11 protein-coding genes, 1 tRNA gene and 1 other RNA gene are annotated in these 15,562 nt (G+C 52.3%); 4 read left to right on the top strand and 9 right to left on the bottom strand.

Translation table 11 applies throughout. The annotated features are described in order from the left end of the window. Positions 1-130: 130 nt before the first annotated feature. From ffs to BMX66_RS04250, 3 genes are all read right to left on the bottom strand, one after another. Positions 131-229: signal recognition particle sRNA small type (ffs, locus tag BMX66_RS04240), an RNA gene on the bottom strand. Positions 230-940: 711 nt separating this feature from the next. Further along, positions 941-1,759: a methane monooxygenase/ammonia monooxygenase subunit C gene (locus BMX66_RS04245; protein WP_090878663.1), complete on the bottom strand. Its 819-nt coding sequence runs from the start codon at positions 1,757-1,759 to the stop codon at positions 941-943. 697 nt (positions 1,760-2,456) lie between these two features. Next, positions 2,457-2,533 (bottom strand) — tRNA-Met (locus BMX66_RS04250). 540 nt (positions 2,534-3,073) lie between these two features. On the opposite strand from BMX66_RS04250, the gene BMX66_RS04255 reads away from it, so the two are divergent. Together BMX66_RS04255 and BMX66_RS04260 are read left to right on the top strand one after the other, a co-directional pair. Further along, on the top strand, positions 3,074-4,012 hold the full coding sequence (locus tag BMX66_RS04255) for a GGDEF domain-containing response regulator (protein ID WP_090878666.1): 939 nt from the start codon (positions 3,074-3,076) through the stop codon (positions 4,010-4,012). Between the two features lie 288 nt (positions 4,013-4,300). Further along, positions 4,301-5,137 (top strand): response regulator, encoded by an 837-nt coding sequence (locus tag BMX66_RS04260; protein ID WP_090878668.1) that lies wholly within the window; start codon positions 4,301-4,303, stop codon positions 5,135-5,137. Here BMX66_RS04260 and truB read toward each other — a convergent pair. From truB to rimP, 5 genes are read right to left on the bottom strand one after another with little or no spacing between them, the layout of a single operon-like run. Further along, on the bottom strand, positions 5,132-6,085 hold the full coding sequence (gene truB / locus BMX66_RS04265; RefSeq protein ID WP_255398805.1) for a tRNA pseudouridine(55) synthase TruB: 954 nt from the start codon (positions 6,083-6,085) through the stop codon (positions 5,132-5,134). The genes BMX66_RS04260 and truB overlap by 6 nt on opposite strands. Positions 6,086-6,121: 36 nt before the next feature. Continuing rightward, the gene (gene rbfA, locus BMX66_RS04270) at positions 6,122-6,502 is read right to left on the bottom strand and encodes a 30S ribosome-binding factor RbfA (protein ID WP_090878670.1); all 381 of its coding nucleotides are present in this window, start codon (positions 6,500-6,502) and stop codon (positions 6,122-6,124) included. A 23-nt stretch (positions 6,503-6,525) separates the two neighbouring features. Further along, the gene (infB, locus tag BMX66_RS04275) at positions 6,526-9,147 is read right to left on the bottom strand and encodes a translation initiation factor IF-2 (protein ID WP_090878672.1); all 2,622 of its coding nucleotides are present in this window, start codon (positions 9,145-9,147) and stop codon (positions 6,526-6,528) included. A gap of 18 nt (positions 9,148-9,165) precedes the next feature. Continuing rightward, positions 9,166-10,653 carry a transcription termination factor NusA gene (gene nusA, locus BMX66_RS04280; protein WP_090878674.1) on the bottom strand — a complete coding sequence of 496 codons (1,488 nt, stop codon included), beginning with the start codon at positions 10,651-10,653 and terminating at the stop codon, positions 9,166-9,168. Positions 10,654-10,680: 27 nt separating this feature from the next. Continuing rightward, positions 10,681-11,109, bottom strand: a complete 429-nt coding sequence (rimP, locus tag BMX66_RS04285) for a ribosome maturation factor RimP (RefSeq protein WP_090878676.1) — start codon at positions 11,107-11,109, stop codon at positions 10,681-10,683. A gap of 559 nt (positions 11,110-11,668) precedes the next feature. On the opposite strand from rimP, the gene acs reads away from it, so the two are divergent. Next, complete coding sequence (gene acs, locus BMX66_RS04290) at positions 11,669-13,636, top strand: acetate--CoA ligase (protein WP_090878679.1); 1,968 nt, start codon at positions 11,669-11,671, stop codon at positions 13,634-13,636. 38 nt (positions 13,637-13,674) lie between these two features. Continuing rightward, a complete protein-coding gene (locus BMX66_RS04295) occupies positions 13,675-14,676 on the top strand; it encodes an MBL fold metallo-hydrolase (protein WP_369826954.1) in 1,002 nt (333 codons plus the stop codon). Positions 14,677-14,744: 68 nt separating this feature from the next. Here BMX66_RS04295 and BMX66_RS04300 read toward each other — a convergent pair whose 3' ends face one another. After that, positions 14,745-15,557, bottom strand: a complete 813-nt coding sequence (locus tag BMX66_RS04300) for a TrmH family RNA methyltransferase (RefSeq protein WP_090878684.1) — start codon at positions 15,555-15,557, stop codon at positions 14,745-14,747. Positions 15,558-15,562 lie beyond the last annotated feature (5 nt).

Consider the following 15,562-nt stretch of genomic DNA (forward strand, 5'->3'; position numbering starts at 1 on the left):
TTAGATTGAATTCGAAGGCTGAAAAGAACGCAGGATTTGTTCTGTTTAACAATCTCGAGATGGAGTAGAACCGGCTTGAGGCCGACTCCACCCAAATCACCCATCTGCACCATTTACCTGCAAACAAAGGGGTGGCGAGCCTGACCCCCGGCACTTGCAGAATATAGCTGTGGCTGCTTCCTTCCGGACCTGACCAGGTTCACTACTATGCAATGCGGGGAGGCCCGCCATAAAAGCTGAAAATCAAGCAACGCCAAGATAAAATTATAACATGTAGGCGGCGGCCTTAATCCTGCTTATACAGCAGTAATCCGGCAAAATCCGCATCCTTTTTTGCTCAGCGCCGACAATTCCTCGCCATTCTCTAGACATCGAGATCATGGTAGGAGAGCACCAAAGCTGACACATCATCAATAACATGACGCATCGATGATAGCGCCCCGAAATTCGAACGGCAAAAGAATCCTGGGCCTGAGAGCGCAGGGAGTCCGAATTCCAATCAAAACGCTACTGGCCTCGATCCCGTTCTCGTCGGTAGCACGCGACGCCTACCTGCAATTTTGCCAAATGGTAATGCCGTCCAGCGATTTCTTCTATTCAGTGGACTACTTCGCTGCACAGCCCGCAATGTTAGCAATGGTCTTTACGGCAGGTATACGGAAAGGGGCAATCAAAACGGCTTTCCGACTTTTAGCACAGGAATCAGAATTTAGCCACAATTCCAATTGCTGCTAATGACTAAATGGCCGTTACGTCCTAAGCCGATTGAAAAGATTATCCGGAATATTGCATCTGAAAATAATGCGCTTATGCAGGTGATACGATAGATTTGGATGGGATTTTTAGCAACATGTGGGCTTATATTTGCTGCTTCCGCCGCTACGCGCGACTCCGCCCCTGCGTTTAGCAGAGGCGGAGCGGTCACAGCTACAACTCAGACTTAGATAACGTCATCTAGAATAGCTCTACTTTGGTTGTTCCACTGCACATCCAAAAGGTTCGAAAAGCGTGCGATGATTTGTACTGCAACACCGCCCGCAAACAGAGCCGCCCAGGCCAATACTACGAAGCCCCAGTGCAACGGTGCGCTGAAGAGTTCTTCCATGAACCAGAAGGCGTGCCCCCATTCGTTAAGACCCACGTTCGGCAGACTCATCAGGGGACCGGCAATAGCCATTACCAAGGGAAACGATGTGCCTTTTGCATATAGCGGCAACCTGGTGGTTGCATACAGAAAAGACGCAACGCCCATGATGATGTACATCGGGAACGAGCCATAGAAAAGCGGAATATGGCTTGGCGTGAAACTGGTATCACGAATGATCACCTGATGCCATGAGGCGTCTTGCTCCGTAAAGAAACTTGACCCCCAATACACAGCGAACAAGTAAACACCCAGCCACATGAGAAAATAAAAGTACCGCTTGATTTCCTTCTTCACCGGTAAGTTGGCCAGTTGCTCCTTGGTGTCGCGTGTCTTCCATACCCAGCCCCATACGACCAGCGCTACAACGGGCCAGAGCATCATTTGAAAACGCCATAGACCCATCCAGATCTGTTCGAACTCGGGCTCCATTGAGTCCATTCCGTGTGAATAGGCATAGGTGCGCTGGAACCAGACCCAGAATATCGCTATCCCCAAAATGGGTAACAGCCCCAATTTGTAATACTTTGAGTCATACCATTCCGATATATCGTAGGAAGTATTATTCGCCTTCGCTTGATCTACCGCTTTGTTACCAAGTGTAGTTGTTGACATTGCCAACTCCTATTCTAATCAATTACTTACAGCTAACAAAAATCGTATATAAACTACCAGTGCGACTTAGATCAAATAAATTTCAATATGGTTCCAGGATTTCTTCAGCATCCACCTGATTCCCATTCGGGATAATGAAAATCATCGTTAACTCCTGCGAGATTAATAAAAATCGATACATAAGCTACCAGTTTTGCTTAGACTTAATTAATTCACAAAAGTTCCAGCCGCGGTCGACACTGAACGGTGATTCTTTTCTTGTAACCGGTGATTTCCGATTGTCGTTACCATTTATCAGCTCCTGTTCAATAATCAAGAAATGCTTGGATTGTTCCCAAGGGACTACCAGTCCTCATTTGACTCAGCCTCTTCAATAAAGTTCCCTATTCACGCAATACGAGTTGCGGTGATATCTGCCGGCGGATTTGGTCAGCCGCAGTCTACAATCAGTCGGCAGGGTCTTTTTCGCTTCGTATCATCCGCATAGCTATCGGGCTCGTGCATTAGGTAGAGTTCTGTCCTGCGTCTCCCCTGACCATCCCTATCTCTATCCCGCTTCCTCACCGGGCACCTCATGCAGTCTCTTCGAGTCGTTTGCTGCGATCAATTACGGCGGGACAGCGCCCGAAGTCGCCTCATGCTGGGCGCACAAGAAAAAAGCCATTGATCATGTTTAATGATCAATGGCTTGATGACTTGGTTGCGGGGGCAGGATTTGAACCTACGACCTTCGGGTTATGAGCCCGACGAGCTGCCAGACTGCTCCACCCCGCGTCAGAGGGTGCAATTATAGAAGGAGAGTGTGTCAAGGGTCAAATATTATTCCCTTGTAAGCTCTGGTCCAGGCAGTTTCCTTGGCTACCTCGGACATTCGACAGGTGCCTTGCTGATAAGGATTTTCCTGGTTTTAGTTGCCGGAGCAGGTCTCGCAATGATGTAGAAAATGAATTTTCCATATATCATCCCATCCGGGTTTGCATAGTCCTCCGCGAGCATCTGGACGGCTCCTGCGGCATTGTTGCCGTGCGGAAAAACGGTTTCTCTGCACTAGCTCGCTGCTACCAGACCGATGTGTCAACCCTTGGAGTAATAGAGCTAGAACTGCTTCCTGTTTTTCTTATGAGAGTTAGCGCACAGAGGCTCACGTAAAATAGCGGCAAAATATACGCGATTAAAGCGTGCGTATCTGAATATCGAACGAGGCTCCGACAATTCACTGTTCTCCGACGCAAATCGACCTCGTTATGCTCAGAATTATACGGAGTACCGGCCAGAGCTTGAGAGGCAGTTTGTCCGGATGAAAATGCAAGCAATATGATCACTGAAACGGATATTCATAGCGCAAAAATCCTGATTGTCGATGATCAGGAATCAAACGTCCAATTGCTGGAAGGCGTGCTGGCTGCCGCAAACTATACTTCCGTCAGCTCGACGATGGATCCACACCAGGTATATGACCTGCACCGGCAGAATCATTACGATCTGATCCTGCTCGATTTGAAAATGGCGGGCATGGACGGATTTCAGGTGCTGGATGCCCTGAAGGAGATTGAAGCGGATGGATACCTCTCAGTGCTGGTGGTTACCGCCAATCCGGACTGTAAACTACGCGCGCTTCAATCCGGGGCAAAGGATTTCGTCAGCAAACCTTTTGATATGGCCGAGGTGCTTGCACGCGTTCATAACCTGCTGGAAGTACGCCTCCTGCATCAGCGGGCGCGCAGTTATGCCAAGACTCAGGAATTCATGGCCTTGCACGATCCGTTGACGGGGCTTGCCAACAGACGACTTCTGGAAGAAAGGGTCTCCCAGGCTATTATCCATGCAAAGAGGAACAGCAGCATAATGGCGGTCTTGTATCTGGATCTGGATGGGTTCAGGCAGATCAACAATACCTTGGGTCACGATGTGGGTGATCTGCTTCTGAAGCTCGTGGCAGCACGTCTGGTAGCGGCGGTGAGGCAGGAAGACACCGCAGCACGCCTTGGCGGCGATGAATTTGTGATCGCAATGCCGCATGTGAGTAATATCGGCGGTGTGACCCTTGCGGCAGAAAAAATAATCAAGGCGCTATCGCAGCCCTATACTATTCAGGGGAACAATATCAGTCTGACCGCAAGCGCCGGTATCGGTCTTTATCCTGTCAATGGCAAAGATGTGAGGACGCTGTTGAAAAATGCAGATGCAGCTCTCTTGGATGCCAAGCAAGCGAACAAAAATACCTATAGAATTTCAGAGAGAGCATATTCATAATGCCGAATTATATTTCCCGTAGGTTATCGCCGGCTCAATTTCTACTTGGGCTTGATAGTTCACGTCAATCATATAGGGAGAGGCCCACGTCACGCCTTACTCCCATTCAACAGCCTGTCATTTACCCCGAACGATGTACCGGAATGCGGTAGCTTTCTGTTATCGGGAAATATAATACAGCCAGTTACACAGAAATAACCGTTTTTACATATCATCTTTAGAACCAATGCGATATCTTTGTCAACTTGTAAAGAATTGATCAATTGCCAGTGAAACAGGACAAGAATAATGATTAGCAAACCCGACATTCTTAACGCTAAGATCCTGATTGTTGATGATCAGGAAGCCAATGTCCGGCTGCTTGAGCAAATGCTGAGCGACGCGGGTTATACCCGTATTGCCTCGACAATGAATCCCCGCGACGTTAGTGGACTCTATCGCCGGAACCAATATGACCTGATTCTTCTCGACCTGCAAATGCCCGGCATGGATGGTTTTCAGGTATTGGAAGCCCTGAAGGAAATCGCGCCTGAAGACTATTTGCCGGTACTCGTGATCACAGCCCAGCCGGGCCATAAGCTCCGGGCGCTACAGGCTGGCGCAAAGGATTTTGTCAGCAAGCCATTTGATCTGATCGAAGTCCAGACACGTATCCACAACATGCTGGAAGTACGCCTGTTATACAAACAATTGGAGAATTACAATAAAAAACTGGAACAGACCGTGGCCGAGCGAACCGCGGAATTACGAGAAAGCGAGGCGCGCTTTCGTCGCCTGACCGAATTGGCCTCTGACTGGTACTGGGAACAGGACGAAAAAGGCCACTTTACTAAAGTTTATGGGCCGGTCCTTGAAATGCTCGGAATCACAGTTGACAACTTGATGGGTGAGCCCATAGACCATAAAGCGCACTGGAACAAGGCTGAATACAACGCATTCAAGGCAAATGTCGCGGCGAGACGGCCGTTTATCGATTTCGTTTACAGCCGGACCAAATCTGATGGGTCAGAACAATATTTGATGGTTAGCGGCGAACCGATGTTCGATTCGTCTGGCCGTTTCACCGGCTATCGCGGGATAGGCAAAGATGTCACCGACAGTATGCGTTCCAAGCAAAATTCATGACAACGATGCCGACATGAGTCTTTTGGGAATTATTTCGCCGCCTCCAGTCATTTCTCCCAGCCCTAAAAAACGATTTTCCTGATCGTACAATCGAATCTTTTGTCCCTCCTGCAAGCTGTCCGTAGAGAAGTAGCTTCCGATCGTTCGTCCTTGTAGCAAAGATATCACTGCTGCGGCGTCCAGCGTAGCGGCGGGACAACCTCGCATGAGAGTATCAGCGGGAAGGAGGCAGCGGTCCCGCTGCGGCAAGGACATAGCTTCAAGCGCATCGAGCGTATAGGTATGCGACAAGTCGAAACCATCCAGAATGCTCCGGCGCAAAAAGGTAAGATATGCCCCACCACATCCGAGCGCCTTGCCTATATCTTCAGCTAGCGTACGAATATAAGTACCAGTACCGCACTTGACCAGGATGCGCATTTCGTTACCCTCAAGCGAGTCGATATGCAAATCGTGTATAAAGGCATCACGCGGCTGCCGTTCGATTTCCACCCCTTCCCTGGCGTACGCATACATGGGTTTTCCCCGATGCTTCAGCGCGCTGTACATAGGCGGGACCTGCTTGATTGCGCCGGTAAAGCTCGCTAGCACTGCTTCAATCTGTGGCAGCGAAAATTTCAAATAACGGGGCTCTATTTGGCTCGCAACTGAAATTTCACCCTCGGCGTCCCCAGTGGTACTGATATAGCCCAGTCTCAGCGTCGCTTCATATGTCTTGTCCGCGCCAAGCAGCGCCCACGAAAACTTCGTGGCTTCACCGAAGCAAATTGGCAGCAGTCCGGTTGCCATCGGGTCTAACGTGCCGGTATGGCCCGCCTTGCGCGCAGCAAAGATGCGTTTGGCAATTTGTAACGCGTTATTGGACGAGATACCGGAAGGCTTGTCGAGCAGCAGAACGCCACTAATCTCTCGTTTGACGAGTTTGGGCTTTAAAACTTGCAGATTCAATATGGGCACTGAACGGCGAACTGAACCGTCGGCAGATCAACTATCATCCGGATCTTTTGCAGGGCTCTCCAGCGCAACGGCTTCATCTATCAGTTGTGATAGACGCACGCCGCGCTCTATTGATTCGTCATAGATGAAATGGAGTTGCGGTACAACCCGGAGCTTCAATCGATGCAACAGATGACTACGTAAAAATCCAGCCGCATGTTCCAACCCTTTCGCAGTGAGAAAATTGTCGCTTTCGCTACGTAGCGTCGTATAAAAAACTTTGGCGTGCGTATAATCGTGACTAACCTCAACGCCGGTTAAAGTAATCATGCCAATACGAGGATCCTTCAATTCGTTGCGGATCAGGTCAGCCAGCTCACGCTGAATCTGGTCGGCAATACGCAACGAACGAGAATAATCTTTAGGCATAACGGACCCTATAGGCCCCGTAGTTACAAGCTGCGTGCAACTTCGACGATTTCATACGTTTCAAGTTGGTCGCCCACCTGAATATCATTAAAGTTCTTCAGCGACAAGCCACATTCAAAGCCCGCCCTTACCTCTTTCACGTCGTCCTTGAAGCGCTTCAGCGACTCAAGCTCGCCAGTATGAATTACCTCGCCGTTACGTATCAGCCTTACCAGCGAGCCCCGCTTGACGATACCCTCCTGTACAAGGCAACCAGCCACCGCCCCCACTTTGGAAATACGGAATACTTCACGAATTTCCACCAATCCGGTGATATTCTCCTTGCGATCCGGCGCCATCATGCCCGATAGGGCTGCTTTGATTTCGTCTACAGCCTCGTAAATGATGCTGTAATAACGCACATCCACTCCGGTAGAACTGATGAGCTTACGGGCAACTGCATCGGCTCGACTATTGAATCCGATCACAACAGCTTTCGACGCCAGCGCCAAATTAATATCGGATTCGGTAATCGCACCCACGCCGCTGTGGATAATGTTAACTCTGACCTCATCGGTAGAAAGCCGTTGAAGTGCATGCGCCAGCGCCTCATAAGACCCCTGAACATCGGCCTTGATGATGAGCGCAAGCACTTTGACCTCGCCTTTCTGTTCGAACACGTTTTCCAGCTTGGCTGCCTGCTGTTTGGCAAGCTTTACGTCCCGGAACTTGCCTTGACGGAACAGCGCAATTTCACGGGCTTTACGCTCATCCGTCAATGCCACTACGGCTTCACCAGCCACTGGGACTTCTGATAAACCCTGGATTTCGACCGGAATCGAAGGCCCCGCCTGCTCCACTGGTTTGCCGGTCTCGTCGAGCATCGCCCGCACTCGGCCAAATACTGCGCCTGCCAGCAAGATATCGCCGCGCTTCAACGTTCCAGACTGTACAAGTATCGTTGCCACCGGGCCTCTGCCCTTATCAAGACGGGATTCGATGACAATACCTCTGGCGGGCGCATCTTTTGCCGCCCCGAGTTCCAGCACTTCAGCCTGAAGCAGAACGCTTTCCAGAAGTGCGTCGATACCCTGTCCAGTCTTGGCGGAGACCTCGACGAACATGGTGTCGCCACCCCAGTCTTCCGGCACCACTTCCTGCGTCACCAGTTCCTGTCTGATGCGTTCGGGATTAGCTTCTGGCTTGTCTATTTTTGTCATTGCCACCACGATTGGCACTTTGGCGGCCTTGGCGTGATGTATGGCCTCGATTGTTTGAGGCATAACACCGTCATCGGCCGCCACCACCAATATGACCAGATCGGTAACCTTTGCGCCCCGAGCGCGCATGGCTGTAAACGCTTCATGGCCGGGCGTATCCAGAAACGTGACCATTCCTCTTTCGGTTTCCACGTGGTAGGCGCCAATATGCTGGGTGATGCCGCCTGCTTCTCCACTTGCCACTCGGGTACGGCGTATGTAATCAAGAAGCGAGGTTTTCCCGTGATCGACGTGCCCCATCACGGTGACTACCGGCGCACGCGGCTCTGTCTTGAATTCCGCTCCCGGTAATTCCGTATCCGCCAGAAAGGACTCGGGACTGTCCAGCGCGGCGTATTTGGCCACATGGCCCAGTTCCTCCACCACGATCATTGCCGTTTCCTGGTCCAGCATTTGATTGATGGTTACCATGTTTCCCATTTTCATCAGCGCCTTGATAACTTCCGCGGCCTTGATTGACATTTTCTGGGCTAGCGCCCCGACGGAAATGGTCTCCGGTACCATGACTTCATGCACAACCGGCTCTGTCGGCACGGAAAAACTATGGGCGCCCTGGTCTTCGGCCGAGGGTCTACCGTGTTTATCCCTGCGTGTGCGCCATCCTTTCACGCTCGATAAATCGCCGCGCGCCTTGAGTCCGCGTTTGTCGGTCCTTTCGTCTTTCCAGACTACCTGCTTGGCCTGCTTCTTTTTCTTTTCGGCCTTGGCCGCCTTGTCTTCCGGCTTGACCACCGGTTTGTGCAAAGTGCCCTCGGTTGGAACAGGCTGGGGCTGAGCCGTTTCCGTTACGGGAGCTACCGGTGGGGTAGCGGCAGGTGCAACGGCAGGTGCAGGTTCAGCAGGAGCCGCAGGTTCACCCACCGCCGCAACCGGTTCTTCCTTGACATCAGCCACGGGCTTTTGCCGCTGCTTCTTTTCCCTGAGTTCCGCGGTCTGCCGTGCAATCAATTCGGCCTGTTTTCTTGCTTCCTCTTCACGCAATGCCTGCTCCGCGGCATCTATGACCGGGGCGCGAACCGGAACGGCCGTGGAAGGAACAGAAGGCGCTGCGGCTGCGGGTTCGATCGTCTTGCTCGCGGCTGTTGTCAGGTCGCCTTTTACAAATACGCGCTTTTTGCGCACCTCCACCTGAATACTGCGGGGTCTGCCGGTACTATCCGACTTCTTGATTTCAGAAGTCTGGCGGCGCGGGAGGGAAATTTTGCCTTTTTCCTCTTTAGCGCCATGAATTTTTCGCAGATAATCAAGAAGCTGCGTTTTATCCTTCTCCGTCAAACTATCCTCAGTCAGATGCTTGGATACCCCCGCAGCCTGCAGCTGTTCCAGTAGTACTGCTGGAAGCACACCCAGTTCACTAGCGAATTGTTCTACATTCATTTGAGACATTGATAACCTTTAAATAACCTATGCTTTATCCGCAGAGGCAAACCACGGCGCGCGCGCCGTCATGATCAATTGCCTGGCTCGTTCGGCGTCCATCTCGACCATCTCAACGAGATCATCCACTGCCAGGTCGGCAAGGTCTTCCTGAGTATTCACCCCTTTAGCCGCAAGTTCCCGCGCAGTGTGGCCATCCATACCTTCGAGCGAAAGCAGGTCTTCTGCTATATGCTCTACTTTTTCTTCACTGACGATCGCCTCGGTCAGAAGAGCGTTACGAGCCCGAGTACGAAGTTCATTGACGGTTTGCTCGTCAAATGCCTCGATTTCCAGCATTTCGCTGAGCGGCACGTAAGCCACTTCTTCCAGAGTCGTAAAACCTTCCTGTACCAGGATATCCGCCACTTCCTCATCCACATCAAGTTTTTCCATGAAGAGCTGACGAAGAACGGAAAATTCTTCTTCATTTTTTGCCTGTGACTCTTCCATTGTCATGATATTGAGCTCCCAACCTGTCAACTCTGAGGCAAGCCGGACATTCTGGCCCCCGCGCCCAATGGCCTGGGCCAGGTTGTCCTCGTCCACCACGATGTCCATGCTGTGTTTTTCCTCATCCACCAGGATACTGCTGATTTCGGCAGGGGCCAATGCATTGATCACGAATGTGGCAGGGTCATCCGACCACAAAATGATATCCACCCTTTCTCCTGCCAACTCACCCGTCACCGCCTGTACCCTGGAACCTCGCATACCGACACAGGTACCAATCGGGTCAACACGTTGATCGTTTGACTTGACCGCAATCTTGGCACGCGAACCCGGATCCCTTGCCGCGACCTTGATCTCCAGCAGGCCTTCCTCGATCTCCGGCACTTCCAGTTCGAACAGCTTTATCAGAAACTCCGGTGCAATCCGCGACAATATCAACTGCGGACCCCGTGCGTTTCGGTCGATCTTGTACAGATAGGCACGCACACGATCGCCGACCCGCAGGTTTTCCTTGGGAATCATCTGGTCACGGGGCAAAGCAGCTTCAACCCTTCCGGATTCGATGATCGCGTTACCGCGTTCCATGCGCTTGATGGTCCCCGTGACCATGTATTCTTTGCGCTCGAGAAAATCGTTCAGGATCTGCTCCCGTTCCGCATCCCTTATTTTCTGGAATATCACCTGCTTCGCAGCCTGGGCGCCAATGCGTCCAAACTCCAACGGTTCCAGCACCTCTTCGACGAAGTCATCCAGATTGATTTCCGGATCGCGCTGCCGCGCCTCGCTCAACGGAATTTGACGGGCAAGGTCCTCAACTGCATCATCCGCCACCACCTGCCAACGCCGCAACGACTGATAATCACCCGTCTCGTGGTCAATCGACACGCGCACATCAGCGTCCTCGTGAAAACGCTTTTTTGTAGCGGATGCCAACGCCAGTTCGAGTGCGACAAAAACAATGTCCTTCTCGACATTCTTTTCGCGCGCCAGCGCATCCACCAATAGCAAAACCTCGCGGGTCATGTTACCTCCAGCCAATTCCTCGGATAATTACAATTTTGGAACCAGACGAACCTTCTCAAGATTATTCAACTCGAGATCAAGCATTTTTCCGTCTACTTCCAGCTTCAACACGCCATCATTCACTTCACGCAGGATTCCGACAAAATTCCTCTGACCCTGTAACCCTACACGCAACCTCAGTTTAACCGACTCTCCCGCAAAACGGATGAAATCCGAAGCCTTTTTCAGTGGCCGGTCCAAGCCGGGAGACGATACTTCCAGCCGATCGTAGTCGATGTTCTCAACCGCAAGCAACCGGCTCAGATGATTACTGACTGCGACACAATCATCTACACCGACGCCGTCGGGCTTGTCAATAAACACCCGCAACAGTCTCCCTCGGGATGACCGCTCCACTTCAACCAGCTCGTAGCCCAGTCCCGCCAGAGTCGAGTCGAGTAACTCATACAGATCCATAGCATCGACACAAACAAAAAATGGGCTAAAAAGAGCCCATAGTCGGCGGCTATTTTAGCAAAAATTTATAATTAATGAAACAGATGCTTGTCAGGAAACTCGCTGCTCGAGCCACGGCGAACATAAGAATGCATCCCACAAATTTTCAGGGCGCTCCCTCTGCCAGGCTTCTGGCGAAGGATGGCCATCACCATTTGTATCCGCTTCCTTCACTGTTTGGGCATCCAAGCGCGAAGTACCCTGACGCCCCTGTCGAAAATATGGAAACGTTATTCCTACTACTAAGAGGCTCATAATCATAAATGGTTGCGTTAGCCGATGCTTTTCGGGCTACCTTTCAGGCTCCGCTCGCTACCAAGACTGTCGCAAACCCGGTTCGAAGCCAACTGCGGCGTAAAATCTGCTGCCCGGGGTTTGCCCAGATTATTCATGCCTCCTATCCATGCCTCTCGTGTGCTACATGTAGTCCACTTCCATATGGCCTGATGCAATTTTCATGCAGGGAATCTCCCAGTGATACAATTTCACGATTCTCAAAAATAATTAACCGGAGGGTACCGTGGCCACGATCAAGTCGATCTTGCATGAAACTCGCATATTTCCGCCCGACGGGGCATTCATTGGACAAGCTAACGTGCCCGGCATGGAAACTTACCATGCCCTCTGCGCGGAAGCTGAAAAAGATCTTCCCGCGTTCTGGGGCAAACTGGCGAGAGAACATATATTGTGGCACAAACCCTTTACTCGGGTGCTGGATGAAACAAATCATCCCTTTCTAAAGTGGTTTGATGACGGGGACCTGAACGTTTCTTATAACTGTCTCGACCGCCATCTCGCCACTCAGCCGGACAAAACCGCAATCGTTTTCGAGGCGGATGACGGGGCCATTACCCGTTCCACCTATCGCGATCTCCATCGCCGGGTATGTCAGTTTGCCAACGGGCTCAAGGCGCTGGGTATCAGGAAAGGCGACCGTGTCGTTATCTACATGCCGATGAGCATTGAAGCCGTGGTAGCAATGCAAAGCTGCGCCCGCATTGGCGCCACTCATTCAGTGGTATTTGGCGGCTTCTCCGCCAAGAGCTTGCACGAACGGATTCTCAACGCAGGAGCAGTGGCTGTTATCACCGCGGACGAGCAGTGGCGCGGCGGCAAGATTAACCACTTAAAAGCCGTGGTGGATGAAGCGCTTGCAAAGGGGGAAACTGATTCGGTGAAATCCGTTGTAGTCTACAAACGTGGTGACGGCAGCGCGCAGTTGCAGGGCTCGCGCGACGTCTGGTGGCACGAGTTGACCCGGGACCAGAATGATACCTGCGAGCCGGAATGGATTAATGCCGAACATCCGTTGTTCACGCTGTACACCTCTGGTTCCACCGGTCATCCAAAGGGTGTACAGCACTCGTCCGCGGGTTATCTGCTCGGCGCAATCACGAGCATGAAATGGGTTTTCGATTACAAACCCACCGATGTTTTCTGGTGTACAGCCGATGTGGGTTGGGTTACCGGACATAGCTATGTTACGTACGGTCCATTGGCCCTAGGGGCTACACAGGTCATCTTCGAAGGTGTTCCCACCTATCCCGACGCCGGCCGCTTCTGGAAAATGATACAGGACCATCGGGTTACGGTGTTTTACACCGCGCCGACCGCAATTCGGTCGCTTATAAAACTCGGACCGGATTTTCCGGAAAAATACGATCTCTCATCATTACGCCTGCTAGGGTCGGTGGGCGAACCAATCAATCCGGAAGCATGGATGTGGTACTACACCGTCGTTGGTCAATCCCGCTGTCCCGTAGTGGATACTTGGTGGCAGACCGAGACCGGCTCTCACATGATCGCTCCCCTGCCCGGGGCCGTACCGCTCAAGCCCGGCTCCTGCACTTTGCCATTGCCCGGCATTGTGGCCGCAGTCGTGGACGAAGCGGGACAAGACATACCTGACGGCAAGGGAGGTTTTCTTGTCATTAAACGTCCGTTTCCCTCCCTGGCGCGCACACTGTGGGGCGAACCGGAGCGTTTCAGGAAAACATATTTCCCCGAAGAGCTTGGCGGGAAGTATTACCTGGCGGGCGATTCGGCCAATCGCGATTCCGACGGCTATTTCTGGATCATGGGACGCGTTGACGACGTGCTTACTGTCTCCGGCCATCGTTTGGGAACCATGGAAATCGAATCAGCGCTGGTCGCTAGCCCCCTGGTCGCGGAAGCGGCAGTGGTCGGCAAACCCGACGAGATCAAAACCGAAGCAATAGTCGCGTTCGTGGTGCTCAAGGGCGCACGTCCGCAAGGCGAGAGCGCTCACGATATCGCGGCAGAATTGCGTAACTGGGTGTCGACGGAAATCGGTCCCATTGCCAGACCTGATGAGATCCGCTTTGGCGACAATCTTCCCAAAACCCGATCCGGTAAAATCATGCGGCGCCTGCTGCGCACCTTGGCCAGGGGCGAGGAACTGACCCAGGATATTTCTACACTGGAAAACCCCGCAATTCTCGATCAACTGAAGCAACCGATAGCATAATTCCTGAAATCAGACCTTATTGTTTTATGGATGACGACTTGTCTCGCCATGCGGGAACGCTTGCAACCCCGCCTACCCCGCCAGCCCGGCCCCGCGTTACCGATTACGAAAATGGTATTAGTGCCATTGACGCGGATTATTTGCGCCAGGGGCTGGCTGCGATTCACCTCATCGTCGAAGGCGGCAAAGCGGCGCTGGTAGATACCGGAACCTCATCTTCCGTTGATGGCGTAATGGAAGCGCTGCAAAGAAAGAATCTTGCCCCCGACGATATGGCTTATGTGTTTGTCACACACATACATCTCGATCATGCAGGCGGCGCGGGAGAGTTCATGCATCGTTTTCCCAATGCAAAACTGGTAGTGCATCCGCGCGGCGCGCGGCACATGGCCGACCCCGCCAGGCTCATCTCGAGTGCAATGACAGTTTACGGGGAAGCCGAATTCAAACGCATGTACGGGGTCATCCGCCCGGTGGATGCAAACCGCATCATTGAAGCGCCAGACGGGTTCAACCTGGATTTCAACGGCCGCCCATTACTGTTCCTCGATACGCCGGGCCATGCGCGCCATCACTACTGCATCCTCGATCGGCAATACCGGTCATTTTTCACGGGCGATACTTTCGGAATTTCCTATCGCGAATTCGACGTGGACGGCATGGAGTTCGTATTTCCCACCACCACTCCGGTACAGTTCGATCCCGTAGCATTGCACGCCTCCCTGGACCGGCTCATGAGCTACAATCCCTCTTACGCCTTTCTGACGCATTATGGCCGCATTGGCAATTTGCCGCGCCACGCGGCCGAGATGCACGATTTGATCGATGCCCATGTATCGATAGCCAGGAAGTTGCAGAATCACGTTCCCGGCCGACACGCGGCGCTGGTAGAAGAACTCGGGGAACTCCTGTTGCAGCGAGTACTCGCCCATGGCTGCAAATTGCCGGAGGAAGAAATTCGAAATTTGCTAAGCCTGGATGTCGGCCTTAATGCGCAGGGCTTGGAGAACTGGCTGGGCCAGATGCGTGCGGGCAGTTGAAATGGCTTGCAGGGTCGGAAGCCGCGCAATCGAAATTTGGTGAAACTCGGAAACGCCGAAACCAGGAATTACACTCCGGCTGTTTTTATCTGCCTCACTCTCTCAAAAAAACACACCGCCGCCGCGGCTGCAGCATTCAATGACTCTGTGCAACCCTGCATGGGAATGCTGATTTGTTCGCCGGCTGCCTGCAGCATCGCACCCGAAAGGCCCATTCCCTCATTACCGAACACCAGGGCGATGGGGCCAGTCAATCGGGTCTGATAAAGACTATTTTTTGCCTTCAGGGAAGCGGCAATTACCCTGCCGTTAAATGCTCGCGCGACTTCCACCAGATCGGATTGCTCGTGTATACATATTGAAAAATGCGCACCCATCGCGGCTCGCAGCGTCTTGGGTGACCAGACATCAGCACAACCATCGGACAGGTAGATATCACTTGCGCCTGCAGCGACAGCAGAACGCAGTATGGAACCAACGTTTCCCGGATCTTGTATAGCTTCGAGCAGCACGCAAAAACTTTCGTCCCTCCCTCCCCTACGAATGGGGATGGTCGCGGGTACGGGAATGGATATCAGCGCCATGACACCTACTGGTGTCTTTACCAGAGAAACCTCACGGAACAAGGCGTCGCTCAGCACCACCACCTCCGTGCGTGCCTTGGTTGCCTGCTCCGCCTGCAAGCGCTTTATCTCCGCATTCTCACGGGCCGACTCGCTCACGATAAGAGTTTGCGGTGGTCCCAGCGCTAGATTGTAGGTATCGATCAAGTGAACGCCGTCAAGTAGCGTTTGCGCAGCGGTTCGGCGTTGCCTGGCTGATTCTTTCAGTTTGAGGAGTTGCCTGAAGATCGGATTATCGCGAGAAGTGATAAATTTCATCAACT

This window comes from Nitrosovibrio sp. Nv6 (genome assembly GCF_900110495.1).
In the GTDB taxonomy this organism is placed as follows: domain Bacteria; phylum Pseudomonadota; class Gammaproteobacteria; order Burkholderiales; family Nitrosomonadaceae; genus Nitrosospira.

Excerpts from the sequence above, each read along its gene's own strand:
- BMX66_RS04245 (WP_090878663.1), bottom strand. The coding sequence starts at position 1,759 with ATGTCAACAACTACACTTGGTAACAAAGCGGTAGATCAAGCGAAGGCG.
- BMX66_RS04255 (WP_090878666.1), top strand. The coding sequence starts at position 3,074 with ATGATCACTGAAACGGATATTCATAGCGCAAAAATCCTGATTGTCGAT.
- BMX66_RS04260 (WP_090878668.1), top strand. The coding sequence starts at position 4,301 with ATGATTAGCAAACCCGACATTCTTAACGCTAAGATCCTGATTGTTGAT.
- rbfA (WP_090878670.1), bottom strand. The coding sequence starts at position 6,502 with ATGCCTAAAGATTATTCTCGTTCGTTGCGTATTGCCGACCAGATTCAG.
- infB (WP_090878672.1), bottom strand. The coding sequence starts at position 9,147 with ATGTCTCAAATGAATGTAGAACAATTCGCTAGTGAACTGGGTGTGCTT.
- nusA (WP_090878674.1), bottom strand. The coding sequence starts at position 10,653 with ATGACCCGCGAGGTTTTGCTATTGGTGGATGCGCTGGCGCGCGAAAAG.
- rimP (WP_090878676.1), bottom strand. The coding sequence starts at position 11,109 with ATGGATCTGTATGAGTTACTCGACTCGACTCTGGCGGGACTGGGCTAC.
- BMX66_RS04300 (WP_090878684.1), bottom strand. The coding sequence starts at position 15,557 with ATGAAATTTATCACTTCTCGCGATAATCCGATCTTCAGGCAACTCCTC.